A 25,243-nucleotide genomic window follows, 5' to 3' on the forward strand; every position below is an offset into this window, starting at 1 on the left:
CGTTGCGCGGTTTTGCCTGTCAGCCACGCTCACATCCGTTCCGGCGCGGAGACGCCCAGCAGGGACAGGCCGTTGGCCAGGACCTGGCCCACGGCGTCGTTGAGCCAGAGCCGGGTGCGGTTGACGTCGGTGATGGGCTCCTCGCCCATGGGGGTGACGCGGCAGGCGTCGTACCAGCGGTGGTAGGCGCCGGCGATGACCTCCAGGTGGCGGGCCACGCGGTGCGGCTCGCGGAACGCGGCGGCCTGCGTCAGGACGCCCGGGTATTGGCCCAGGACGGCCAGAAGCTCCGACTCCGTGGCGTGGCTCAGGGCGGAGGCGTCGAATGCGGTGCGCTCCACGCCCGCGGCGGCGGCGTTGCGGCCCACGGCGCGGGTGCGGGCGTGGGCGTACTGGACGTAGAACACCGGGTTCTCGTTGGAGCGCTTGGTCAGCACGTCCAGGTCGATGTCGATGTTGGAGTCGGAGGAGAAGCGGGCCAGGGAGTAGCGGGCGGCGTCCGTGCCCACGATCTCCACCAGGTCCTCCATGGTGACCACGGTGCCGGCCCGCTTGGACATGCGCAGCGGGACGCCGTCCTTGACCAGGTTCACCATCTGGCCGATGAGCACCTCGACGCGGTTGGCGTCGTCGCCCATGGCTGCCGCGGCGGCCTTCAGGCGGGCCACGTAGCCGTGGTGGTCGGCGCCGAGCATGTAGATGCACAGGTCAAAGCCGCGGTCGCGCTTGTTCTTGAAGTAGGCGATGTCCCCGGCGATATAGGCTGCATGGCCGTCGCTCTTGATGACCACGCGGTCCTTGTCGTCGCCGTAGTCGGTGGAGTTCAGCCACCAGGCGCCGTCCTTGGCGTACAGGTTGCCGGAGGCCTTGAGCTGCTCGAGCAGCTTCTCGACGGCCCCGTCCTCGAAGAGCGAATTCTCGTGGAAGTAGACGTCAAAGTCGACACCGAACTCGTGCAGGGACTCGCGGATGGAGGCAAACATGAGCGCCACGCCGCGTGCCCGGAACTCCTCCTGCGGGTCCTCCGCTTCCAGGATGCCGGGGCAGCCCGCCGTGACTTCCTTGGCGATGTCCTCGATGTAGGCCCCGCCGTAGCCGTCCTCCGGGGCGGGCTCGCCCTTGGCGCTGGCCAGCAGCGACCGGGCGAAGCGGTCGATCTGGTTGCCGTGGTCGTTGAAGTAGTATTCGCGCGTGACGTCGGCGCCCTGGGTCTGGAAAATGCGGGCCAGCGAATCGCCCACGGCGGCCCAGCGCGTGCCGCCCAGGTGGATGGGGCCGGTGGGGTTGGCGGAGACGAATTCAAGGTTGATCCGGGTTCCGGCCATGCCCCGGTTGGTGCCGTACGCCGCGCCGGACTCGATGATGGCCTTCGCCAGTTCGCCGGCGGCGGCGGCGTCAACGGTGATGTTCAGGAAGCCGGGGCCGGCCACATCCACCTTTGAGACGCCGGGGATTTCCGCCAAGCGGCCCTGCAGGACCTCGGCGATCCTGCGCGGGGCCATGCCTGCCGGCTTGGCCAGCTGGAGGGCGATGTTGGTGGCCCAGTCGCCGTGTTCGCGGCTCTTGGGCCGCTCCACCCGCAGTTCCTTCGGCAGCGCCTCGGCGGGAACGGTTAGCTCTCCGGCATCGGCGGCCTCTTGGAGGCAGGTGGCAATGGCGGCGGAAAGTTCTTCAGGGGTCACCGTCCCAGTGTACGGTTTCGCCGCCGCGCTCCCCCAATCCGCCCGCATTGTGGCCCCGGCCGGGCGGGGTTCGCGATAATGGGGGCATGAAGGTTGACCGGCTGGACGCCGCCATCATTGAGATGTACACGGAGGAGCCGGGCGTGGGCGTGCTCGAATGCTCCCGGCGGCTCAGGGTGGCGCGGGCCACGGTGCAGGGCCGGCTGGACCGGCTGCATGCAGGCGGCGTCATCACCGGGATCGTTCCGCAGCTGAGCCCGGCGGCGTTCGGCTTTCCCATCATCGCGTTTTGTTCCATCGAAATCGCCCAGGGCATCGGCCACGGCGCGGTCTTTGCGGCCATTGGCGAGATCCCGGAAATCCTGGAGATGCACACCGTGTCCGGGGCCAGCGACCTGCTGGTGAAGATCGTGGCGCGGTCCACCACTGATCTCCAGCGCGTGCTTGACGCGTTGTCGCAGGCGCCGGGCGTGGCCCGCACCTCGAGCGTGATCGCGCTGGAAACCCACATTGAAAACCGGCACCTGCCCCTCCTCAAGGCGGCCGCGGAGACCGGACCACCACTGCTGTGACCACGGGTGCGGCAGTTCCGTTGCCTGACTGTACAAATTGTGCACCCGTCCGCGCGGCACACCGCCCATTCTGTACACGCTGAACAGTCATTTCCGCGACGCTTGCGCAGGGCCGCGGTGCGTTCCATTGTTGTGTGGACCGCACCCGCAGCGGCCCCACAGCGCCCGCCTGTTGAGAAATGAGCATCCCGTGACCGAGCACCCCACCGTTTCCGACCTTGTGGCCGATGTCTGCGCCCGCCATGCCAGCACGGTGTTCGGGCTCATGGGCAACGGCAACGCATTCTTCACCAGCAACATCACCCGCCGCGGGCTGCCCTACATCAGCGCGCGCCACGAGGCCGGCACCGTCGCCATGGCCGACGCCTACTACCGCACCTGCGGCAAGGTGGCTGTCGCCACCGTGACCTATGGCGCGGGCTTCACCAACGCGCTGACCCCGCTGGCCGAGGCGGCGAAGGCACGCATCCCCCTGGTGCTGGTGGTGGGCGGCGTCCCCACCACGGGCGCCCGGCCCTGGGACGTCGACCAGGACATGGTGGCTGCCGGGCTCGGCGTGGAGACCCTCACCGTCACGCGCGAAACGGCCGCGGCGGCCACCGAGCGGGCGTGGGCGCTGGCCGTCCGCGACAGCCGCCCCGTGGTGCTGGCCATCCCCTACGACCTGGCCTCCGCTGCGGCCGGGCCGCAGCAGCCCGCCGCGGCCGCCGCGTCCGCCGCCGCCGCCGCGGCCGCCCAGCCCGGGGTACGGTCCCTTCCCACAGCGGACGCCGCCGCCACCCGCCACATAGCCAGGCTGCTGTCCGGCGCGGAGCGGCCCCTGGTCATCGGCGGCAGGGGTGCCTTCGAGGCGGGCGCCGGCCCCGCCCTGCGCCGCCTGGGCGACGGACTGGGGGCGTTTTTCGCGACGTCGGCCATGGCCCGCAACCTGTTCGACTCGCCGTGGGACCTGGGCATCGCCGGCGGCTTTGCCACCCTGCCCGCCGCGGACCTCATGCGCCGCGCCGACGTTGTACTGGTGGCGGGAGCCGGGCTGAACACCTTCCAGACCCGCTACGGCAGCCTTTTTGCCGACGGCGCCACCGTTATCCAGGTTGACATCCGCGCAGAGGCCGCCTCCCCGGAAGCCAGCGAATTCATCCACGCGGACGCTGCCGCCTTCGCCGCGGACCTGCTGGACGCCATGCCCGGACTGGGCGGGCGCGGCTGGCGGGACGGCTGCCCGGACGTAGCGGACCGCACGCTGTTTGCCGAGGCGCCCGCCGACGAGTTCGCCCAGGACGGCCGACTCAACCCGCGGGCCGTGGCACAGCTGCTCGACACGGTGCTGCCGGCGCAGCGCACCATCGTCCAGGACGGCGGGCATTTCATCGGCTGGGCGCCCATGTACTGCGGCGTCCCGGACCCGCGGGCCCTGGCGATGGTGGGCACGGCGTTCCAGACCATCGGCCTGGGGCTGCCATCCGCCGTCGGCGCCGCCGCGGCCCGCCCCGACCGGCTCACGGTCCTGGTTTCCGGCGACGGCGGCGCCCTCATGGGCCTGGCCGACCTCGACACCGCCGTGCGCACCATCTCCAGCGGCGTCATGGTGGTGTTCAACGACGCAGCCTATGGCGCCGAGCTGCACCAGTACGCGGTGCGCGGCCTCGACGACACGGCCATGCAGATCGCTGAGGTGGACTTCGCCGCACTGGCCCGCGCGTTCGGCGCGCAGGGGACCAAGATGCGGTCCCTCGCGGACATCGACCGCCTCCGGGACTGGCTCGACGCCGGCGCACGCGGCCTGTTTGTCCTCGACGTTGCCGTCTCCCAAACCGTGGTGGCCGACTACATGCGCGAGAGCATGGCGCCCGTCCTCGCCGCCCAGGCCGGCTGAGGACTCACCTGGCGAAGTCGTCCTCCAACATTCTGGGCCGGCAAATGACGTACGCGCCGGCGCCCAGGAGGAGCAGGGTGGCAAAGAGGAACAGGAACGGCGCCGTCCAGGAGCCGGTCCACTGCCGCAACAGGCCAAAGAACAGCGGACCCACGCAGGCCAGCGCGTAACCCATGCCCTGGCCAAAGCCGGACAGGGCGCCGGCGCCCTGCTGCGTGCGCGTGCGGTGGTTGATGAGCAGGAGCGATAGGGGGAACGTGCCCGGCCCCAGGCCCGCCAGCGACACCCACAGCCAGGTCCCGTTGGCCGGTGCCAGCAGCAGGCCGAGGTAGCCGGCCACGAAACAGGCCAGCATGGCCACCACCACCGGGAACGGGTTGCGCATCTTGGCGGCAACGAGCGGTATGCCCAGGCTCAGCGGCAGGCCGAGCGCGGCAAACAAGGCCAGCATGGAACCGGCGTGGCCGCGGTCCAGGCCGGCCTCCGTCAGGACTTCAGGCAGCCACGCGAACAGCGCATAGGTGTTCAGGGACGTGCACCCGAACATGAGCGCCAGGCCCCAGGCGGTTGGCGAGCGCCACAGGTTCATCTTTGGGGCCGGGGCCCCGTGCGACGGGCGGGAATGGACCCTCAGCCCCTCCGCCCCGGCGGGCGCCGTGCCGGGAGCCGGCGTCGTCCGCGCGTTGTGATGGGAACGCTGGGACACCACCGCCAGCAGCCAGGGCACGAGTGCAACAACGCTGACCACGGACCAGGATGAGAGCGAGAACTGCCAGTCCGCGGCGTCGGCCAGGGGGACGGCCAACTGCGCCGGAAGGGCCGTGCCGAGGGACAGCGAGGTGACGTACAGGGCCGTCATGAGGCCAATTTTGCTGGGGAAGTGTTTCTTGACCAGCGGCGGCAGGAGCACGTTGCCGGCACCAAGCCCCCCAAAGGCGACCACGGAAAAGATCAGGAAAAGCGCGGTGCTCGGGGCCAGGACGCGGGCCACCTGGCCAAGGATGCCCGCCAGGATCGAGATGACGATGAGCCGTTCCAGCGACGCCCAGCGGATCACGTACGGGGTGAGGAAGCCGAACAGGCCAAAGGCGGCGGTCGGGAGCATGCCGAGGATGCCAATGGTGGCAGTGTCCAGCGGAAGGTCGTGGTTGATGGTCGAAACCAGTGGTGGAACCACCGTCACGGCCCCGCGCAGCGTCAAGGCCGTCAGGATGATTCCCGCTGCAAAAAACCACAATGACCGTGGGGCGCCCCTCACCATGTATTCACCATTGCCCCAACGTTACCTGCCTGTGCGGAGCCGAAAGCGGTAACGCGGCGGTGCCAGGTGTGATGTGGGGCATCGTCCCCGGGCGCAGCGGCCGGAGCCGCCGGCATTCGGTTTTACATTGGGCGCCCGGCACCTGCTAAGCTCTTTCTCGTTCCCTTCGGCAGCCACGGTTGCCGCGCCCTCGTAGCTCAGGGGATAGAGCGGTTGCCTCCGGAGCAACAGGCCGTAGGTTCGAATCCTATCGAGGGCACCACGGAAAACCCCTGAAATTCTGGCGAATTTCAGGGGTTTTGCTTTGCTCAGCCGTTGCCTCCGGGCCCCAGTTCTGCCCGGGGCTCGTGAACGGCTTTGCCGGCACCGCAGCCCTTGAAGACGGATCCCGGGGGAGGGTGGGCGTCGCCCTGCTCGGCCCGGACAGGCCCACGGGCACCTCCACGCGATGGGAGGACTCAACCATCCCCTGGTGAACCGGGCGGCGGCGGGCCGGGCGGCGGCCCCCTTGACATCGGCTCCTGCGCCCATGAAACTCGTGCCCAAGGCTCCGATGAAAGGTCCCCATGGACGACGCCGTGTTCCCCAGCTTCCCGCCAGGCTTCGTGTGGGGCGTATCCACGGCCGCCTACCAGGTTGAAGGGGCGGTGGATGAGGACGGGAGGGGCAAGTCGGGCTGGGACGCCTTTGCGGCCGGGCCGGGCCGGATCCGCGACGGGGACACCGCCACAATGGCCTGCGACCACTACCACCGGTACCCGGAGGACATCGCCCTCATGGCGGAGTTGGGCGTGGACGCCTACCGCTTCAGCTTTTCCTGGCCGCGCATCCAGCCCGGGGGTGCGGGGCCCGTGAATGCCGCGGGGCTGGCGTTCTACGACCGGCTGGTCGACGGGCTGCTCGCGGCCGGCATCACGCCCAGCCCAACGCTGTTCCACTGGGACACCCCGCTGGAACTGGAACAGGCGGGCGGCTGGCTGAACCGGGACACGGCGGAACGCTTTGCCGACTACGCCCAGCTGTTGGGCGCCCACTTTGCCGACCGGATCCCCCGCTGGACCACCATCAATGAACCCGTCTCAGTGACCATGCTCGGTTACGGGGCGGGCATCCACGCGCCCGGCCTTTCTCTGGGGTTCGACGCGCTTCCGGCGGCGCACCACCTGCTGCTTGCCCACGGCATGGGCGTCCAGGCACTGCGCTCCGCCGGGGCGGGCAACATCGGCATCGCCAACAACCACGGCGCCACCTGGCCCGCCAGCCGCAGCGAGGGGGATCTCCAGGCCGCCGGGCTGTACGACGCCATCGCCAACTGGCTCTTCGCCGACCCCATCCTCAACGGCGCCTACCCGGAGGCCCTGGCACCGTTCCTTCCGGCCGTCCCCGACTCCGACCTGCCCACCATTGCCGCACCCATCGACTGGTACGGCATCAACTCGTACAACCCCACACTGGTGGGCGCACCCAGGGCCGGCACGGGCGGGCAGATCGACGGCCACGCCCTGGATGCGTCGTTGCCGTTTTCCCTGCGGGAGGTGGAGGACTATCCGCGGACCGACTTTGGCTGGCCGGTGGTGCCCGAGGCCTTCACGGAACTGCTGCTGGGCTTCAAGAAGCGTTACGGGAACAAGCTGCCGCCCATCTACATCACCGAAAACGGAGCGGCTGTCAATGACGGACCCGGTCCTGACGGTCGTGTCCACGACCAGCGCCGCATCGAGTACGCCGACGCACACCTGCGCGCACTCAAGGCGGCCATGGATGCAGGCGTGGACGTCCGCGGCTACTTCCATTGGTCGCTGCTCGACAACTTCGAGTGGGCAGCAGGCTACTCCCAGCGCTTTGGCCTGGTCCACGTCGACTTCGCCACCCAGCGACGCACCCCCAAGGACTCGTTCCGCTGGTTCAGCGAGCTGATCCGTGCCGCCAGGGACGCCTAGGTGGGTGGTGTTTTTCGTTTGGTGGTGTGGCGGTGCCGGATCCGGGCGTGTCCTTTGGGAAAATTGGGTTGTACGGATTCCCTGTGACCAAGGAGTGATGGATGACGCTGGGCCTGGCACCTACACAGGGGGACTTGCTGGCCGGCACTGTCGGTTATTGCCATGGCCGTGTCGCGGAGGACTCGATCTACGCGGTGCTGCACCGGGAGTGCTTCGACCTGTTCCCTGACGCGATGTTCGCGGACCTGTTCACCGATGTGGGCCGGCGCAGTGTGCCGCCGATGATCGTGGCGGTCGTGATGGTCCTGCAGCGCATTGAGGGCTGCTCGGACCGGGAGGCCGTGGACCGGTTCTCCTTTGACGCGAGGTGGAAGTACGCCGCCGGCGGGCTGGCCTTCGATTACCCGGGGTTCGTGCACACGGTCTTGGTGGACATGCGGGCCCGTTTGGCGGCCTCGGATGCTCCGGACCGGATCTTCCAGGTGACCCTGGAGGCTGCGAGGGCTGCCGGTCTGGTGGGGCGCAAGCGGGTGCTGGATTCGACCCCGTTGTATGACGCGGTTGCCACGATGGACACCGTGACGCTGGTCCGTTCGGCAATCAGGGGCCTGCTGCAGGTCGCGGATGCGGAACTGGAGACACGGCTGCGGGGCGCACTCACCCGTGATGATGAGTATGTCTCGGCGGGGAAGCCTGTGTGTGCCTGGGATGATGCGGCGGCCCGGAAGGAGGTCGTGGACGCGTTGGCGAAGGACGGGCACGCGGCCCTTGCCGTGCTGGAGGGCCTGGAACTGGGAAAATCCGCGGCCCAGGCCGGGGCGTTGCTGGCGACCGTTCTGGGCCAGGACCTGGATTGTGTGGACGGGGTGTTCCATATCGCCCGGCGGGTCGCAAAGGACCGGGTGATCTCCACCGTCGATCCGGAAGCACGGCACGGGCACAAGACCGCCGCGCGCGGCTTCGACGGCTACAAGGGCCATGTCGCGATCGACCCGGACAGTGAGATCATCACCGCGACCACTGTCACGGCCGGTAACACCGGCGACGCGGAACCGGCCACCGGACTCCTCGCCGAAGAACTTGCTGCCGCGGCCGCCGGCGACGCCGCAGCCGACCCCCACCATGAGGACACCGGCAACGACAATGACAATGACAATGACAACGACAACGACAACGACAATGACAACGGTATCGGCGGCGGGCCGGGGCAGTTGGCCGTGTATGGGGATGCGGCGTACGGGGCCGGGGCGTTGCTGGTGGAACTGGAAGCCGCCGGGGCGAGTGTGTTTGTGAAGGTGCAGCTGCCGGTCGCCCCGGGCGGGCGCTTCGCCAAGGACCGCTTCACCATTGACACCGGCGCCGGGACGGTGACCTGCCCGGCGCAGGTCACCGTGCCGATCCGCCCGGCCAAGGCCGGCGGCGGGAACGCCGCCTTCGGTGCCGCCTGCGCCGTGTGCCCACTGGCTGCCCAGTGCACGGCCTCCAAGGCCGGGCGCACGGTCAGCATCGGCGCGTACGAGGATGAGCTGGTCAGGGCAAGGGAAACACAACAGGACCCGGCGTGGCGGGACGAGTACCGGGGGACCCGTCCGAAGGTCGAGCGCAAGATCGGGCACCTGATGCGGCAAAAGCACGGCGGACGCCGGGCCAGGGTCCGGGGCCGGGCCAAGGTCAACGCCGATTTCTCCCTGCTGGCCGCAGCCGTGAACATCGCCCGGCTTGGCGTGCTCAAAATCAGCAAGATCGCGACCTCCCGGCAGGCCCAATCGGCCATGGTCCCGGCATGAGAGGCGGGAGAAGGGCCGACCGTGCCAGCACGGCCCTTTGCGGTGCCCTGCGGACCCCGAGGCACCCACTGCGGACCCCGAAAATGCTTGCCGACACGAAAATCAGGCAACCACCAACAGCCTCACACAGTCCTAAAAAAGCCCCCATTCAGCACCAACACCACCAGATAGCTCGTTCAACACCACCCACCTAGGAGCGCCCGGCTTGCAGAACCTCCTGCCCGGGGGGAAGCTGGAAAGGACGGCGCCACACGCCGGCGTCGGATGAGACACCAGTCCAGAAGGAAGCAAGGCACATGTCCACGCAGCGCATGAACATCCAGGAAATCGACCCCAAGGCCTACCAGCCCATGATCGCCATGGAAAAGTACATCCATGCCGGCACGCTGGGCGAGGCGCTGCTGGCGCTGGTCAAGATCCGGGCCTCGCAGCTCAACGGCTGCGCCTACTGCCTGGACATGCACGGGCGGGAGGCCCGGAACGCCGGCGTGGACAATCGGCGCGTGGATGTGCTGGCCGGCTGGCAGGAGGCCCGGGCCATGTACTCCGACAGGGAGCAGGCAGCGCTGGCCCTGACGGAGTCCATGACCCTCATCAGCCATGGCGGGGTGTCCGACGCCATCTGGGCGCAGGTCAAGGCCGCCTTCACTGAGGCGGAGATACCTGTCCTGCTCATGGCGATCTCCGCGATCAATGTCTGGAACCGCCTGGCCGTGACCACCCATCAGGCACTGCCGGACGTGTAGTCCGGCGGCTTCCCCAGGCCGGGTCCACCCAATGTCCACAGGCGGGGCGCCGGCACGGGCGGCGGTGTTGGGGCAGTCGGCGTGGCGGCGGCACGGTGGCCATCCGGACGCGCCCGCACCGTTCAGCCGTGGCCTCATCCAAAACGGGCATCCGTCGCCCGGGATGCATCCATGGAGGCCTCCTCCCGATGACCTGCTGGCAGCCCATGAGCCCGTGTCCGCCGGGGGCGCCACCTTCACCGGAAGCACCCGCGGCTTCCCCGCCGTGGATTTGGCGCGCGCGTGCCGTGGAGCTGGACCTCGTGTTTGACGAACTGGCGAATCCTGATCCAGCGCCTCCTGCCGGCACCGTCAGGCAGGTTGGCTGCATTCCCTGACGGGCCTTACCCAAGGCTTTGGCGGGTGGCCGGCCGGCCACCCGCCGCATTTGGACAGTTCCTGCAGGATCAGGCTGCCGGCTCCCGCTGCCCCAAATCCCGTTCCGGAAGCCTGGCTTTTGAAGCCCCAAGCACCGAGGCGGCGGCAGGCCAGAGCCCGGCCACAGTCAGCACCCAGAAGATGGGCGTGGCAATGATCGAGCTGCCAAGGGCCATCAGGACCACCGTTCCGGCGAGCACCGACACCATGGCCCACAACGGGATGGCCCTGCTCCTGTACAGCGCCACCGCCAAGAGTGGAAACCACAACGCAATGCCGGCGATCGCGGGCACAATCACCATGGCCGTGGCCCAGTGCAGGTTCAGCGCATCGTACAAGCGTGCGGCACCGCCCGTTCCGAGCTGGTCGGCCAGGATCAGCGGCAGCCCGTACGCCGTAAACGTGTGGGTCACCCTCCCGAAGACAAAAAGCACTCCGAGGACCGCGGCGGCCCAGGCCATGACCCGTGCCGTTGGGGCACCGAGCCGCCAGCCAAGGATGACGGCGGGAACGGCGGTGAACGCGGCAGCAAACGTCAGGACGGCTGCCACGCCAAAGAGTTCGGGATTGTCCTGGATGGACTCCATCATGGATTCCGTGGCCGCGGGGCCGCCCTCGCCGCCGAGGCCTCCCGTCGCCTGGACGCTGCCGTCAGCTGCCATCCGCAGCAGGTCCGCCACGACCACCAGGATAGGAGTCGCCAGCAAGGCCAGCGCCGCCGCCACTGCCTGCCGGCCCCGGGGAATGGGTTGTCCTTCAGATCCGTTGCGTTGCCTGGTCATTGCCGTGCCTCATTTCTTTTTGTCTTTCCGCGTTGGTCCGCGTTGGTCCGGTTTCAAGCCGCGTCCGGGGTTCTGGCGTCCGTTGCGGCGGATCGGGTTGATGGCTTGAGTCTGCCGCGGGCAGGCCGTCCGCGGATCAGCCGCGGCGCACCCTCCTTCCCGCTGCGGGCCAGTCCGGCACCATCCCAAAGCAGGTGCCCGGGTCATCCGAAAGTTGGTCGATTGTTTCCACCGCTTCCCGTATCCTCAGGGCATGGGACGGTCCTGGAACATCTGGGAGCAATGTTTGGCGGCAGCTGCGGCCGGCCTCTGGGCGGCCGGGTTCCTCGCGGCAGATGGTCCGGCAACCGCGCCAGCTTCCTTCGGCCCCATTGCCATCACGGCCCTGTCCCTGGCCTGGGCCGCTTCAGCATTCCTCGCCCGCCGGTTACCGCTGCCTGCGGCCGCACTGTGCGGGGCAGTGCAGGCGGCCGCGGTGCTGCTCGGCCTGTCCATGGAAAACCCTGCGCCGCTGGCCGCCGCCCTGCTCTCCGCCTATGCTTGCGGGCGCTTCGTGGCCGACGCCGCCGGCCTGCTGGGGCTTCCCCTCCTGTTGGCTGCACTGGCCCTCCCTGCTGCCGGAACGCAGGCCGGCGACGCCTTGTTCGGGTCCGTCCTCTACGGCATGGCGTTCGCGTACGGCCGCCTGGTCCGCCGGCGGTTCACGGCATCCATGCAGGCAGCGCTGGCCGAGTCACGCCTGGCCGCGGCTGATCCGCAGCAGGCGGCCGAGGCGCAGGCCGCAACCGAGCGGGAGCGGACCACCGCCGACGTACTGGCCGTGGTGGGCACCGCCATGGACTCGATGCATCGGGCGGCCCTGCGGGCCGCGAAAACCTTGGCGCCCGCCGACATCCAGCGCATCACAGCCGACGGTGCGGCCGCCGTGGGACAGCTGAAGATGCTGCTGGTGGCGCTGCGCGGCGGTGCCGCCGCCCCGCTTCCGGTGCCCGCCTTGGGCGAAGCGGCTGGTGCGACCCACGCGAAAGCCGGGGGCAGGCGTCGGGCCACGTCCGGGGCGGCCTCCCTGGCCGGATGGCTGGCGCCGACGGCGGTGGTCCTGGCACTTCTGGCGTCCGAGTGGCCGTTCCTTCCGCCGGGGCCTGCCGTGACCGGTGCGGCGCTGGGCATTTTCACGGCCGCGCTGCTGCTTGTACGCCGCCGCAGCCCGGCCCTGGCGTGCCTGGCGTCGGCCGGTTTGCTCGGCGCCGGCGGGCTGGCCGGCATTCCGCTGCCGCAGGGCTTGGGCCTGGCGGCCGCCTGCGTAGTGCTGACATGGGCGGCGCTTGCGGACGGGCGGCTGGCGGTTCTGCTTGCCTGGTGCGTCTTTGCCGCCGCCCTGCTGCTGGTCCTGGCCGCGCAGGCGCCGCAGAATGTGCCAATCAACCTGGGCATTGTCGGATTCACCGGATTTGCCGCACATGCGTGGCGGACACACGGCCGGGCCGAGTGGGCCGCGCTGGGCCGTTCGGAGGTCCTCGCCCTGCGATTTGCAGCCGACGTCGACGCTGGGCTGGCCGCGGAGCGGCTGGAGCTGGCCCGCACCGTCCATGACCTCGCCAGCCATGCCCTTGGCGGCATGGTGATGCAGGCCGGCGCTGCCTCCGTCCTGGCCCAAGGGGACCCCGCGGAGGCCCGCCGGGCGCTGGCCCTCGTGACGGAAATCGGCAGCAGCGCCCGGGCTGGGCTGGCAACCCTGGCCGCCGGTTCGGGCGATGCCGGCCAGTGGTTTGGCGGCCAGGAACACGGCAGCCCGGAAACCCTGGAGCAGGCCCTGACCAGGGCGCACACGGCCGGGCTGGTGGTTGAGGTGGCCCGCGCCGACACCACCCCACCTCACCAAGCCGTCCTGGTGCACCGGATCGTGCGGGAAGCCCTGTCCAATGCGATCCGGCATGCCCCCGGCAGCACCGTGAGGATTTCCGTATGTGCCGGCCCGACCGGCTGCACGGTGACGGTGGAAAACGGTCGGTCCACGGCGCCCTCCCCCGGGCCCGGCGCCGGCTTTGGGCTGCGCGGACTCCGCGAGCTGCTTCACGCACGCGGCGGCTCCCTCGACGCCGGGCCCACCGCCGGGCCGGCACCCGCTGCCGTCACCTCCCCGGCCCCGGCAGCCGGCGCCGCCCGGACCCGGGGGTCGAGTCCGGCGTCGGGCTTTGTTGTGCGCGCGGTCCTTCCGGCACTCCCCCAAGCCGTTCCCGGGCCCCGGAAGGCGGCGCCATGGGGGCCGTGAAGGTGGTGGTCGCCGACGACCAGGACCTCATCCGCGCCGGGCTGGGGGCAATCCTCGCCACCGCGCCCGGGCTCGAGGTGGTGGGCCTGGCGCACGACGGCGGCACGGCAGCCGCGCTGGCCCGCCACCACAGTGCCGACATGGTTTTGATGGACATCCAAATGCCGGGCGTGGACGGCCTGGAGGGGCTGGCGCGGATCGCGGCCGCTGGCCTTGCCACGCGGGTGCTGATGCTGACGATGTTTGACCTTGACGAGTACGTGTACGCGGCGCTGCGGACCGGGGCGAGCGGCTTCCTGCTGAAGACCACCCCGCCGGCCGAACTGATCCGGTCAATCTTTGCCTGCCACGCCGGGGACGTGCTGTTTGCGCCGGAGGTGACACGGAAACTCGTCGAGTCATATGTGGCGCGGCCCCCCGCTGTGGCCGGGGTGCCGGTGGAACTTGCCGCGCTGACATCCCGGGAGCTGGACGTGTTCCGCAGCCTGGCGCGGGGCCTCTCGAACGCTGAAATTGGCGCCAGGCTGTACCTGGGCGAGCCCACGGTGAAGACGCATGTGACCAGGATCCTGGCGAAGCTGGGGCTGCGGGACAGGGTGCAGGCGGTGGTGCTGGCATACGAGTGCGGGCTGCGGCAGGCAGGTGCAAGGATGGACCCATGACCCACAAATTTGACGCCGCGTACTGGGACGAACGCTATGCAGGTCGCGGCAACATCTGGAGCGGCCACCCCAACCCGCAGCTGGTGGCCGAGGCGGCAGGCCTTGCCCCCGGGACCGCACTCGATGTTGGGTGTGGCGAGGGGGCCGACGCCGTCTGGCTCGCCGCCCGTGGGTGGCGGGTGACCGGCGTCGACATTTCCAGTGTTGCCCTCGAGCGGGCTGCCGGGCATGCCTCAGGATTGACACTGTCCGGTTCCATCGACTGGCAGCACCGGGACCTGCTGAAGTGGACTCCCCCGGCGCTGTCCTTCGAGCTCGTCTCGGCACAATTCATGCAGCTTCCTCTGGAAGACCGGCAACCTCTTTTCACCGGGCTGGCAGCCGCGGTGGCACCCGGCGGGACGCTGTTGGTGGTGGGGCACGCGCCGTCGGACATTGAATCCGGCGCCCACCGGCCGAACCGGGCGGATGTCTTTTACACGGCCCAGGAGGTGGCGGCGTTGCTGGATCCCCCACTGTGGAAGATTTTCGTTGCGGAGTCGCGCCCGCGCGATTCCGCGGGGCACGGCGGCGGGCCCGTCACCGTCCACGACGAGGTCCTGCGCGCAGTCCGGAGTCCCTGACAGCTCCCCGATCCAGAACCGGACGTTGCCTGGCTACGCCATAAATTTGTCAAGGTAGGACCCTTGCGGTTTACACGCGCCGCTGGCCCCCGCAGCCGGGGACGCGCCACTGTCCTGGTCCGGGTCGACCGGCCCCGCACCGGGCCGCGGTGGGCAGGCGGCCCCTGGGGCTGCGGCAGGCCAGCCGACGGGTATTGCGAGGCCAACGGCCTGGCGACCACGTGGTGGTCAAGTAGACCTGGGCTGACTTCACCAATACCGGACTTGCCGGGCACCTTGCGGCACTGGGCGTCGATGCCACGACGGACATGAGCGCCGACGCGCACAACAACAGCGTTGACAGAATCTTCCCGCGGTTCGGCGAATCCGGCAGCACCAGCCGGGGCCACGGCTCCTTCATCCCTGCCGCAGGAACCACTCCTTCGCCGAGCCGGATTCCGCGTAGTCCAGGAATGCGCAGCCCTGTTTGATGACCATGCGTTCGGCCAGGTCCAAGTCGAGCCCGTAGTGTGAATTTCAGGGCTCTGGATGCGCAAGAGGCGGCCGGCGGACATCCGCCCGTTCTTCCACCCGCGCCCTCCGCACTTCTGGAAGACACGCCCTGCGTGGCCCGCCGGCGGCTTTCCCAGGGAGAGCCAGAAAAGGCTTCGGCATTGCCTGCGCTGTCAACGTCGCCGGCGTTGTCTGCGAAGCGTGGAGCCCGGCAAGGGCGGTGCGACAGCCGCATAGTGGTGGCCGGTGGGTGTGGTGGTCACGGTGCGGGGCAGCCCGGGGCCGTCGGTTCCAACGACGTTCGTTTCACCCGCGGGCGGCCGCAGTCTGGATGGCGGGGCGCCGCCTGGTTCCGCACTCCACCCGGGGGATTCCCGTTCCTGGTTGCACGCCGCACACAGGCCCCTCCCATTGGCAATGCTGGTGGCGCCGCCGGCCGCCCAGGACTTGATGTGGTCGTAGTGGCGGATGGGCGCGCCACAATAGGGGTTCGCGCAGCGCTGGTACTGGATCCGTAGGAATTCCTTCATCCCGTCGGGGAAGATCCGCGACCGGGAATCCATGGTGAGCAGGGCTCCGCTGTCAGGGTGGGTGAAGAGCCGGCGGAGCCACAGCCGCGGCGAGAACCCGGACCTCCCGGGTTTTTCGACGGTCTGGGATTGGCCGGTGGACCCGCTGCCACCTGATGCGGAGCCACCCTCGCTGCCCGCGGCCGGCCCACGTGGTTCCAGCCTGGGACTGCCGGGCTCGGGGCCGAGGTCGGGTCCGAGCCCGAGCCCGAGGCCGAGGCCGAGGACCATGGCACGTGCCTCGGGAGCGGGGATTGGCTCGTAACCGACAATTATTGCGGGGTCGTTGGCGCCGTCAAATAGTGCGCGGTCGGTCATGACGAGCTCGATCATGATGTCGGGTTCGGCCACAATGGTGCACAGCCCCGGGTTCCGTGGCCGGGCCACGTCCGACTGGCCTGAATCCCCCGCGGAACCCATCTTGGAGGTCTTTCCCCCAGCCACCAGAGAGGTTGCATCTCCGGCCCCGACAGGTCCAGCGGTGGCGTGGCCCAGATCCGGGCCGCGGTGGTCGCCGGTGGTGCCGGCACCTTTGTCGCAGGGCGCATGTTGTGTGAGGCGGTGGATGAGGGCGTCGGCCATGAGCTGGCCCCGGCCGCGCCCGTCACTGGCGGCAACGGCTGAGTCTGCCACTTGGGTCAGGGTATTGATGATGGTGACCCCGTGCCTGAGTGGGATCAGGGCGGTGAGCAGGGTCATGCCGTCTGCGGCCGGGCGCAGCGACACATAGCGGTCCGTTACAGCCTTGTCCCGGCGCTTGACGAAGGCCTCGGGGTCGAGCCGGTATGCGGCGCTTCTTGACGCGGTGGCCAGTTCCCGCGAGCCCATGCCCGCCAATTTTTCCTGGTCGCCGCTGATGAGGGAATCGACTTCGGCACGGTGCTCGGCAGAGAGGAAAACGGTTTCGGCCGCTATGACTCGCGCCCGGTCCTCACCGATGATTCCGGCAGTCATGGCGTCCATGGTGTGGGGCAGTTCGCGCACCACGATGGTGGCAAGCTCCGCCAATTGGCGGCCCCGATGGGCGGATTCGTGCCGTGCGAGCCCGATTTGCGTTCCCACCCCATTGCCGAGCTTGTCTTTGGGCACCCCGGCCCTTGCCTGTTCCAGTCGCTGATGGGCGGCGAAGAGCGCCTCAGCCTTGATTTGTGCGGCCGCAAGCGCGTTCTTGGCTTGTTCCAGCCCGGAGATGAGGTCCACCAGGGCCGGCCCGGAAACCTTGTCGACCACCGCCGGATCAAAGCCCTCGGGTCCCACGCTGCCGCCGAAGGCGGTCACCACGGACGTCGCTTCCGAGGCGAGATCGCCGGCCTTGGTGGCCGCGGCCTTGCCCGCCCCGGCGCAGGCGGCCATCCTCGCGAGTGCCTCCGCAGCCTGGCCGGCCCGAATTCCGTGGTCCAAACGCGCGGCGGCGTCTCCGGCGCGTTCGAGTGCCCGGCGGGCCAACTCATGAGCCAGTGCCGCGTCCAGCTGTGCCAGCACGGCCGGTTCGAAGAACCTTCCGCATATTTCCACCAATGCCAGGGCCGACGCGGCCAGCTCCCGTGTGGAGCTGACTGGGCGGGCGGTGCCGGCAGCGGACTCGACTGCCCCTTCCGCGCCATCTTCCAGTGTGGGGCCGGAGACGGACGCAGGACCTATGGCAGGACCTGTGGCGGGACCTGTGGCGGCGGGACCTGTGGTGGCGGGACCTGTGGCAGGGCATGTGGCGGCGGGACCTGTGGCAGGGCCTGAGCCCGGGCCTGGGACCACGACGGCCGAAGCGTCGCCACTGCGCCATCCCGGTGCGGCCATGGCACCCACCCCCTGCCCGTTCCCTCCAGTTCCGTCCGCCAGCTGCACCCCGGAAGGGGAAACTGTGTTCGGAAAGCCGTAACTTCATCAATGGGTCAAGGCTAGAAGAAAAGGCGCACAGGCGGGGAGCTGACAACCGGAAATGTCGACTGTCACGCACCCGGCACCCCCTGTGGAGGAGCAAGTCGCCAAAAATTCTGCCGGCGACGGGTGAATCGGCGCACCTGCCACACCAGCGGAGCGCCGGTGCGAGGAGCCCCGCTGTCCGGGCCCCTACAGGACCATCTTGAATCCGGCGTGCGAGTGTGCAAAGCCGAGCCGCCCGTAGAAACGGTGGGCGTCGTGCCGGGAGAGGTCGGAAGTGAGCTGGATGAGGGCGGCCCCCCGGCGCCGCCCCTCGGCCACGGCCCACTCCATCATCGCTGTGCCGAGCCCGTTGCCGCGCAGCCGTCCGGCCACGCGAACTGCCTCGAGCTGCAGGCGGCTGGCCCCGCCGCGCGCCAGCCCCGGAAGAAGCGTCAGCTGCATGGTCGCGACCACGGAACCGGCGGCGTCGTCAACCACGCACAGAAGATGCGCGGGATCGGCGTCGATGGCGTGGAACGCCGCCACATAGGGCGCGCGCCGTTCGGGCGCGTCGGAATCGACCGAGGAACGCAGCTGGTCCCGGGCCATCATGCCAACAATGGGCCCAACATCGGCTTCAACGGCCCTGCGGAGCCTGAAATCGCCACCTGCGAGCGCGAATGTTGCCAGTGCCGTGGGTTCCGGGATCATGGCCCCATCCTGCCAGACAGAGGGGGACTGGGCGCAGCAAAATGACGCGCAGCCCCCTGCCGTGTACTAATGGAACACCACACGAAAGGTTCTCCATGACACGCCTGATTGTCCTGCTCGCCGTGCTCGCGGTTACGGGGATGGCCGTTTCCGCCGTTGCCACCAGGATTTCCCGCAGGAAGGCACCGCTTGCCATCACCGCTGGCCCTTCGGTGGCGAGCAGGTCGTCCGAGGACCGTGCCATGCTCGCCGCGCAGCTGCGCGCCGTGGCCGGGATCGCCTTTGCGGTGGTCATGTTCGTGTCCCTCTTCCGCGTGTCCATCGGCGTGACAGGGCAGGTTGGACTGCCCATGGCGCTCACCGCAGGGGTCTCGGCCAGCGGCGGACTGCTGCTGTTTTCGGCATTGCCTGCCGGCGGGAGGAAGGCCGTGAGGAAGGCCTGGCGGAAGGCAGGGAGGAAGGACGGACGGAACCAGCAGGCGGCAGACGCCACTCCAGGCCCCCAAGCCCGTTGGGCCGGCCTCAAGCCCCTCACGCTTGCCCTGCCGCTCCTCACCATGGCCGCCTACGCGGCCCTCCTCGTCGCGACGGGCCTGACCTCCTCCCCGGACAGCCAGGGCCGGTACCGCCTGCTCCACCTTGCGAACACAAACGCAAGCACCGCGGGCCCCTACCCCGGCTGGTATTACGGGGTCCCGCTGCTGCTGGTCACCATGGTCCTGGCGGGCTCGGCATTCCTTGCCCTGCAACGCATTGCCGGCGCCCCGTCCCTTCCCGATCCCCGCATGGCCGCCCTGGACCGGCGCTGGCGCGAAATTTCCGCCACGGTAGTGGTCCGCCTGGCCACCGGGGTGCTGCTTGGCTACCTCGGCGGCACGTCCGTGGTGGCCGGGCAGGCCATGGCAAGCGTTGCCTGGGCGCACGACGGCGGCCACCCCCTCCAGCCGCTCCTCGCCCTGGGCTTCGGCACCGGCGCGCTGGGAGCGCTGCTGGCACTGGCAGGGGCGGCCCTTGTGGTGTTGGCCGCCCGGGGCGCGCTGACCATCCGGGCCGCCGCCCGGGCGCCCCGGCCCTCAAAGGGGCCCCCGCAGCCGTAACGGCATAAACTGGATGGCACCATGACTTTGACTATCACCTACCCCGCCGCGCTTCCCGTCTCGGAGCGCCGCGAGGACCTCATGGCCGCCATCGCCGCCAACCAGGTCACCATCATCGCCGGCGAGACGGGCTCCGGAAAGACCACCCAGATCCCCAAAATGTGCGTGGAGCTGGGATTGGCGGAGAAGGGCCTGATCGGCCACACCCAGCCGCGCCGCCTCGCCGCCCGCACGGTGGCTGAGCGCATCGCCAGCGAACTCGACGTCAAGATCGGCGAGGAAGTGGGCTTCCAGGTCCGCTTTACCGGCCACGTGGGACCGCAGACCAAGATCAAGCTCATGACGGACGGCATCCTGCTCGCCGAAATCCAGCGCGACCGCCTCCTGCGCAAATATTCCGTCATCATCATCGACGAGGCCCACGAGCGCTCCCTGAACATCGACTTCATCCTCGGCTACCTGCGCCAGATCCTGCCCCAGCGCAAGGACCTGAAGGTCATCATCACCTCGGCCACGATCGATCCTGAGCGCTTCGCCGAGCACTTCGCCTCCCCCGAGGGGCCGGCCCCCATCATCGAGGTCTCCGGGCGCACCTTCCCCGTGGAGATCCGCTACCGCCCGCTGTCCGGCCCCGCCTCCGGGGAGAACGACGACGACCCCGCCTCCCCTCCCGACAGCCGGGCGGCGGACCGGCACCGCGACGGCGGCAACGACGAGGAGGACCGGGACCCGCTCGACGCCGTGTGCGACGCCGTGGACGAACTCTCCCGCGAAGCGCCCGGGGACATCCTGATCTTCTTCTCCGGCGAGCGCGAAATCCGCGACGCGGCAGAAGCCCTGCGCGGCCGGGCCAAGACCAATCCGCGGCTCCGCGACGTCCAGATCCTGCCGCTCTTCGCCCGGCTGTCGCTGGCCGAACAGCACGCCGTATTCACCCCCGGCAGCCGCAGGCGGATCGTGCTGGCCACCAACGTCGCGGAAACCTCGCTGACCGTGCCCGGCATCAAGTACGTCATCGACCCCGGCACAGCCCGCATTTCGCGCTACTCGCACCGGACCAAGGTCCAGCGCCTGCCCATCGAGCGGGTGTCGCAGGCCTCCGCGAACCAGCGCTCGGGCCGCTGCGGCCGCGTGTCCGACGGCATCTGCATCCGCCTGTACTCCGAGGAGGACTTCAAAGCCCGCAGCGAGTTCACCGACCCGGAAATACTGCGCACCAACCTGGCGGCCGTCATCCTGCAGATGGCTGCCATGGGCGTGGCGAAGGGGCCCAAGGACGTGGAGCAGTTCCCGTTCGTCCAGCCGCCTGACTCCCGGGCGATCACCGACGGCGTCACCCTGCTGCGCGAGCTGGGCGCGGTGGACGCCCAAGGCGCGATCACCGGCGTCGGACGCCAACTCTCCCAGCTCCCGGTGGATCCGCGGCTGGGACGGATGATTGTGGAGGCCGCGAAGCGCGGTGTGGCCGCGGAAGTCATGGTGCTCGCGGCCGCCCTGACCATCCAGGACCCGCGCGAGCGCCCCCAGGGGGACGCCACCAACAAGCAGCAGCTCGCCACGGAAAAGCACAAGCGCTTCCAGGACGAAAATTCAGACTTCACCGGCTTCCTGAACCTCTGGCGGTACATCAAGGACAAGCAGTCCGAGCTGTCCTCCAGCGCGTTCCGGCGCCTGTGCAAGGCCGAATTCATCAACTACCTGCGGGTGCGCGAGTGGCAGGACCTGTTCGCCCAGCTCAAGCAGATGGGCAAGCCCCTGGGCATCAAGGTCTCCGGCAACGACCTTGACCCGGTGGCGAACCACGACGCCATCCACATGTCCCTGCTGACCGGGCTGCTGAGCCACATTGGGCTCTACGACCAACGCAAGCGCGAGTATGCCGGCGCGCGGGGCACCAGGTTCATGGTGTTCCCGGGCTCGGCCCTGTTCAAGAAGTCCCCCGACTGGGTCATGGCCGCCGAACTGGTGGAAACATCCCGGCTGTGGGCCCGCGTGGCCGCGAAGTTCGATCCCCTGTGGGCCGAGCAGGTGGCCCCGGACCTGGTCAAGCGCAGCTACAGCGAGCCGCACTGGTCCAAGAAGATGGGCTCCGTCATGGCGCACGAGAAGGTCACCCTGTACGGGGTGCCGATCGTGCCGGACCGGCGCATCCACTACGGCCGGATCGACCCCGAGCTCAGCCGTGAGCTGTTCATCCGCCATGCCCTCGTGGAGGGCGACTGGCACACCAGCCACAAGTTCTTCCACCGCAACCAGGCCGTGCTGGCCGAGGTGGAGGAGCTCGAGACGCGCATGCGTCGCCGCGACCTGCGCGTGGACGATGAAACCCTGTTTGAGTTTTATGACGAGCGCGTGGGCGCCGAGGTGGTCTCCGAGCGCCACTTCGACAAGTGGTGGAAGGCCGCGCGTCACGAAAACCCCGCGTTGCTCGACTTCGACACCCACGTGGTCATGGCCGAGGAAGCCGGGCTCGACGAGGCGGCGTTCCCCAAGACCTGGACCGAGGGCGAGTTTGAGCTGCCCCTCTCCTACGAGTTCCATCCCACGGCGCCCGGGGCCACCCCCAACCCGTCCGACGGCGTGACCGTGCAGGTGCCGCTGCTTTTCCTGAACCAGCTGCACGAGGCGCCGTTCCGCTGGCAGATACCGGGGCTGCGGGCGGAGCTGGTGACGGCACTCATCAAGTCGCTGCCCAAGGCCGTGCGGAAGAACTTCATCCCGGCACCCGATGTGGGACGGCAGGCGGCCGCTGCGCTGGCCGAGGACTTTGACCCGGCGGTGGACGCCCTGGAACCGTCCCTGGAGCTGGCCCTGCGGCGGATCAAGGGGCACATCATCCCGCCGGGCTCCTGGAACTGGGACGCCGTGCCGTCGCACCTGCGCATGGCGTTCTCCGTCGTGGACAGGGACGGCCGCATTCTGGAGGAGGGCCAGAACCTCGCCGAGCTGCAGTCGACGCTCGCCGGCGCCACGCGCCGCGCCATCGCCGAACAGCTGGGGGCCACGCCGAAGACGGTTTCGCCCCGTGGATCGAGCCCGTCAAGATCGGGGGTTTCGCTCCCCAGCCGCTCCCCCCACTCGCAAGCTCGCGGCGGGTCCCTCGCGGCCGTGGGCCCAGGCTCAACCACCGAAAGCATTCAGGAACGCTCGGGGCTCACCAACTGGAACGTCGGAGCGCTGCCGCGCGAGGTGAAACGGCTCGTGTCGGGGCACACCGTGACGGGCTATCCGGCACTGGTGGACGAAGGCGCCGCGGCGGGGCTGCGCGTGTTCCAGCGCCAGGACGTGCAGGAGTCCGCCATGCGCGGCGGCGTGATCCGCCTGCTCGCATTGAAGGTCCCCTCCCCCGACAGATATGTCCTGGACCACCTGAGCAACACCGAAAAGCTCACGTTCAGCCAAAACCCGCACGGCTCCGTCACGGACCTGATCGCGGACTGCACGCTCGCCACGATCGACAAGCTGACGCCGGCGGAACTGCCGTGGAACGAGGCGGACTTCAACGCGCTGTACGAGGTGGTCCGGGCGGAGCTCATTGACACGGTGTTCTCGGTGACCGCCGTCGTTGAACGCGTCCTGGCCTCGAAGCTGCGCATCGACAAGGCGCTGCGGGCCAGCAACAGCCTGCCGCTCATCAGCGCGCTCAATGACATCAAACAGCAGCTGGAACTGCTGGTCTTTCCGGGATTTGTGGCGAAGACCGGCTTCGCCCAGCTGAGCCAGCTGCCGCGCTACCTGGCCGCGATCGAGCGGAGGCTGGAGAAGCTGCCGTCCAACGTGGCCCGGGACGGGCAGTCGATGGCCGCGGTGCAGCGGCTGGAGGACGAGTACGACGACGCCATGGCGGCCCTGCTGCCCGGCCAGCGCTCCACCGCGGGGCTGGAGCACGTGCGCTGGATGCTTGAGGAGCTGCGTGTCAGCCTGTTCGCGGTGGAGCTGGGGACCGCCTATTCGGTGTCTGAGAAGCGGGTCCGCGTGGCGCTGTCCAAGGCCCTGGCCGGCTGATCAGCGGGACCCGGACGCCCTTTTCGGACGCTCCCGCAACTCCGGGGCACGGCCGCCGGACGCTCCCGCAGTTTCCAGAAGACGGCCCGCCGGCTCCGTGCCAGCGGAGGGCCTGCCCTTGACCAGGAACAGCGGGGCCGCGAGCGCCAGGACGATCCCTGCCACGACCAGGGCAAGCCCGGTGGAGGCGCCGGTCGCCAGCAGGCCCAGGACGACGGCGCCGAGCGATCCGGCAGGCTGGAGCACCATGGAGGCGAGGGAGAGGACCGTGGCCCGGTGTCCGGCGTCGACCTCGCCATGGAGCATGGTCTCGTAGACCGCCCCAAGGGCGCTGTGCACGGCGTACGTGGCGAAGAACGCCGCCATCAGGCCCAGCGGGCCGGCCACCAGTCCCATGACCACGACCATGGCCCCCTGGCAGGCCACGAGGACCATGGACACGGCAGGCATGGACCAGCGGCGCAGCAGCAGGGGGACGGCCGCGGCCCCCGCCGCGGAAATGCCCCACGCGGCGGCGGACACGGGGCCCATCATTGTCCCGGCCGAATCGGCGCTGCCGAGGATTTCCGACAGCCGGATGGGCATGAACTGTTCAAAGCCAACCATGCCGAATCCGAGGAACAGGCCCACCGCCAGCAGGGCCCGCAGCGCACGGTTTCCGGCGACAATGCGGGCCCCGTCCAGAATTCCCCGGGGCGTTTGGAGGATTGAAGCGAACAGCTTCCCCGCCCGGGCGCTGCGGTCCTCGTGCATCAGCAGAGCGGTCAGCGTGATCTGGAACAGCGTCAGTGCCGCCGCCACCAGGTACGGCGTGCCCAAGGCGTCGAAGGCGGCCACAGGATGCCAGGCAACCAGCCCGCCCCCGAGGACGGCTCCGCTGGCGATGGCCAGCCCGGTCACCGTCCCTGCACCGGAAATGCCGGTGGCCACCGTCTCCCCCGCGCCAGCCGCGATGGTTTCATCGACGTACCAGGCGTTCAGGGGCCCGCTGTCCAGGGCACGGAACACGCCGGCCAGCGCGGACGCCGCCATGAACCAGCCCAGGCTGTGCGCGAAGGCGAAGACCCCGTACGAGGCCAGCGCAAACACGGACGAGGCAACCAGCAGCGGCTTCCGCCCCAGCGAATCGGCGAAGCCGCCGGTGGGGAGTTCCAGGAACAGCACCACGATCCCCTGCACGGCCACCACGGCGCCGAGTTCGGCAATGCTCAGGCCGCGCTCGAGCGGCAGCAGGGCATAGATGGGAATGAGCATTCCGGTGGGCAGCCAGCGCAGTCCCGTCAGGACCCAGAATTTACGCCGGAGGGTCATGACGGCTTCTTCGGCAGGGCCAGCAGGTGCCAGGCGACTGGCTTGGCCCGCGGGTCACTGGACCCGCGGGCCCGGTAGCTCTCAACGAGCTCCTCCATGCGGGCCAGCAGTTCCGCCGCATCCTCGGCGGTGATCCTGAGCAGGTAGTCATTCACGCCCAAGATTCCCTGCCATTCCGGCGCAAAATCTCCGCGCAGGTACTCCTCCACGTTGCCCAGCAGATATTGCACGTTGGAGCGGACAGCGGACTCCATCAGCGTCCGGCCACCCTCGTCGCCGCTGAACTTCCCCGCATGGAAGTTCGTCTGCGCGTGCAACGCCTTCCACCGCCTTTCCCGCCGCGAGTGCTGTTCGTCGTCATCGCCGACGAAGCCGTAGCGTTCCAGCTGGCGAAGGTGGTACGACGTCGAGCCGCTGGATTCCCCCAGCCGCCGGCCGAGCTCGGATGCCGTGGCCGGACCGGACTCGCGCAGAAGGCCCAGAATCTTCATGCGCAGCGGACTCGCGATTGCCTTGAGCGTGTCAAGGTCGTCAACAATCTTCTCTGACTTGTCCATGCCCCCAAGAATAGACCGCAA

At 69.2% G+C, this 25,243-nt stretch carries 17 protein-coding genes and 1 tRNA gene; 11 read left to right on the forward strand and 7 right to left on the reverse strand.

Features of this window, described 5'->3' with window-relative positions; all coding sequences use genetic code 11:
• Positions 1-29: 29 nt before the first annotated feature.
• Positions 30-1,682, reverse strand: coding sequence for an arginine--tRNA ligase (argS, locus tag G6034_RS03890; protein WP_176633787.1), 1,653 nt, complete (start codon positions 1,680-1,682; stop codon positions 30-32).
• Positions 1,683-1,768: 86 nt separating this feature from the next.
• Between argS and G6034_RS03895 the strand changes: the two genes are divergently transcribed.
• On the forward strand, positions 1,769-2,254 hold the full coding sequence (locus tag G6034_RS03895; RefSeq protein ID WP_176633788.1) for an Lrp/AsnC family transcriptional regulator: 486 nt from the start codon (positions 1,769-1,771) through the stop codon (positions 2,252-2,254).
• A gap of 190 nt (positions 2,255-2,444) precedes the next feature.
• Positions 2,445-4,130 carry a thiamine pyrophosphate-binding protein gene (locus G6034_RS03900; protein ID WP_343037925.1) on the forward strand — a complete coding sequence of 562 codons (1,686 nt, stop codon included), beginning with the start codon at positions 2,445-2,447 and terminating at the stop codon, positions 4,128-4,130.
• Positions 4,131-4,134: 4 nt separating this feature from the next.
• On the opposite strand, the gene G6034_RS03905 is transcribed toward G6034_RS03900, so the two are convergent.
• Positions 4,135-5,391 carry an MFS transporter gene (locus tag G6034_RS03905; protein WP_218063516.1) on the reverse strand — a complete coding sequence of 419 codons (1,257 nt, stop codon included), beginning with the start codon at positions 5,389-5,391 and terminating at the stop codon, positions 4,135-4,137.
• Positions 5,392-5,577: 186 nt separating this feature from the next.
• On the opposite strand from G6034_RS03905, the gene G6034_RS03910 reads away from it, so the two are divergent.
• The 4 genes from G6034_RS03910 to G6034_RS03925 all read left to right on the forward strand — a co-directional run bounded on the left by G6034_RS03910 (position 5,578) and on the right by G6034_RS03925 (position 9,864).
• Positions 5,578-5,653, forward strand: a tRNA-Arg gene (locus G6034_RS03910).
• Positions 5,654-5,957: 304 nt separating this feature from the next.
• Positions 5,958-7,331: a GH1 family beta-glucosidase gene (locus G6034_RS03915; RefSeq protein ID WP_176633790.1), complete on the forward strand. Its 1,374-nt coding sequence runs from the start codon at positions 5,958-5,960 to the stop codon at positions 7,329-7,331.
• 101 nt (positions 7,332-7,432) lie between these two features.
• Positions 7,433-9,118 carry a transposase gene (locus tag G6034_RS03920; RefSeq protein WP_218063517.1) on the forward strand — a complete coding sequence of 562 codons (1,686 nt, stop codon included), beginning with the start codon at positions 7,433-7,435 and terminating at the stop codon, positions 9,116-9,118.
• Positions 9,119-9,414: 296 nt separating this feature from the next.
• Positions 9,415-9,864 carry a carboxymuconolactone decarboxylase family protein gene (locus tag G6034_RS03925; protein ID WP_176633791.1) on the forward strand — a complete coding sequence of 150 codons (450 nt, stop codon included), beginning with the start codon at positions 9,415-9,417 and terminating at the stop codon, positions 9,862-9,864.
• Between the two features lie 446 nt (positions 9,865-10,310).
• Here the strand turns inward: G6034_RS03925 and G6034_RS03930 are convergent, their stop codons facing one another.
• A complete protein-coding gene (locus G6034_RS03930; RefSeq protein ID WP_176633792.1) occupies positions 10,311-11,063 on the reverse strand; it encodes a hypothetical protein in 753 nt (250 codons plus the stop codon).
• A 286-nt stretch (positions 11,064-11,349) separates the two neighbouring features.
• Here G6034_RS03930 and G6034_RS03935 point away from each other — a divergent pair, with 286 nt between their 5' ends.
• The 3 genes from G6034_RS03935 to G6034_RS03945 are packed head-to-tail and all read left to right on the forward strand — an operon-like array spanning position 11,350 to position 14,620.
• A complete protein-coding gene (locus G6034_RS03935; protein WP_218063519.1) occupies positions 11,350-13,335 on the forward strand; it encodes a sensor histidine kinase in 1,986 nt (661 codons plus the stop codon).
• Positions 13,323-13,997, forward strand: a complete 675-nt coding sequence (locus tag G6034_RS03940) for a response regulator (protein WP_176633794.1) — start codon at positions 13,323-13,325, stop codon at positions 13,995-13,997. The genes G6034_RS03935 and G6034_RS03940 overlap by 13 nt, the downstream gene beginning before the upstream one ends.
• Positions 13,994-14,620: a class I SAM-dependent methyltransferase gene (locus tag G6034_RS03945; protein WP_176633795.1), complete on the forward strand. Its 627-nt coding sequence runs from the start codon at positions 13,994-13,996 to the stop codon at positions 14,618-14,620. The genes G6034_RS03940 and G6034_RS03945 overlap by 4 nt, the downstream gene beginning before the upstream one ends.
• Positions 14,621-15,285: 665 nt before the next feature.
• Here G6034_RS03945 and G6034_RS03950 read toward each other — a convergent pair.
• Complete coding sequence (locus G6034_RS03950; protein WP_176633796.1) at positions 15,286-17,163, reverse strand: HNH endonuclease; 1,878 nt, start codon at positions 17,161-17,163, stop codon at positions 15,286-15,288.
• A gap of 585 nt (positions 17,164-17,748) precedes the next feature.
• Positions 17,749-18,252, reverse strand: a complete 504-nt coding sequence (locus G6034_RS03955; RefSeq protein ID WP_176633797.1) for a GNAT family N-acetyltransferase — start codon at positions 18,250-18,252, stop codon at positions 17,749-17,751.
• A 95-nt stretch (positions 18,253-18,347) separates the two neighbouring features.
• On the opposite strand from G6034_RS03955, the gene G6034_RS03960 reads away from it, so the two are divergent.
• Together G6034_RS03960 and hrpA are read left to right on the forward strand one after the other, a co-directional pair.
• On the forward strand, positions 18,348-19,349 hold the full coding sequence (locus G6034_RS03960; RefSeq protein ID WP_176633798.1) for a hypothetical protein: 1,002 nt from the start codon (positions 18,348-18,350) through the stop codon (positions 19,347-19,349).
• Positions 19,350-19,370: 21 nt separating this feature from the next.
• Positions 19,371-23,354: an ATP-dependent RNA helicase HrpA gene (hrpA, locus tag G6034_RS03965; RefSeq protein WP_176633799.1), complete on the forward strand. Its 3,984-nt coding sequence runs from the start codon at positions 19,371-19,373 to the stop codon at positions 23,352-23,354.
• On the opposite strand, the gene G6034_RS03970 is transcribed toward hrpA, so the two are convergent.
• Together G6034_RS03970 and G6034_RS03975 are read right to left on the reverse strand one after the other, a co-directional pair.
• Positions 23,355-24,665, reverse strand: coding sequence for an MFS transporter (locus tag G6034_RS03970; protein WP_176633800.1), 1,311 nt, complete (start codon positions 24,663-24,665; stop codon positions 23,355-23,357). It abuts the gene before it with no gap.
• The gene (locus G6034_RS03975) at positions 24,662-25,222 is read right to left on the reverse strand and encodes an ArsR/SmtB family transcription factor (protein ID WP_176633801.1); all 561 of its coding nucleotides are present in this window, start codon (positions 25,220-25,222) and stop codon (positions 24,662-24,664) included. Before G6034_RS03975 ends, G6034_RS03970 begins: the two co-directional genes overlap by 4 nt.
• Positions 25,223-25,243: the final 21 nt, after the last annotated feature.

The sequence above is a fragment of the Arthrobacter wenxiniae genome (genome assembly GCF_013376105.1).
GTDB lineage: Bacteria > Actinomycetota > Actinomycetes > Actinomycetales > Micrococcaceae > Specibacter > Specibacter wenxiniae.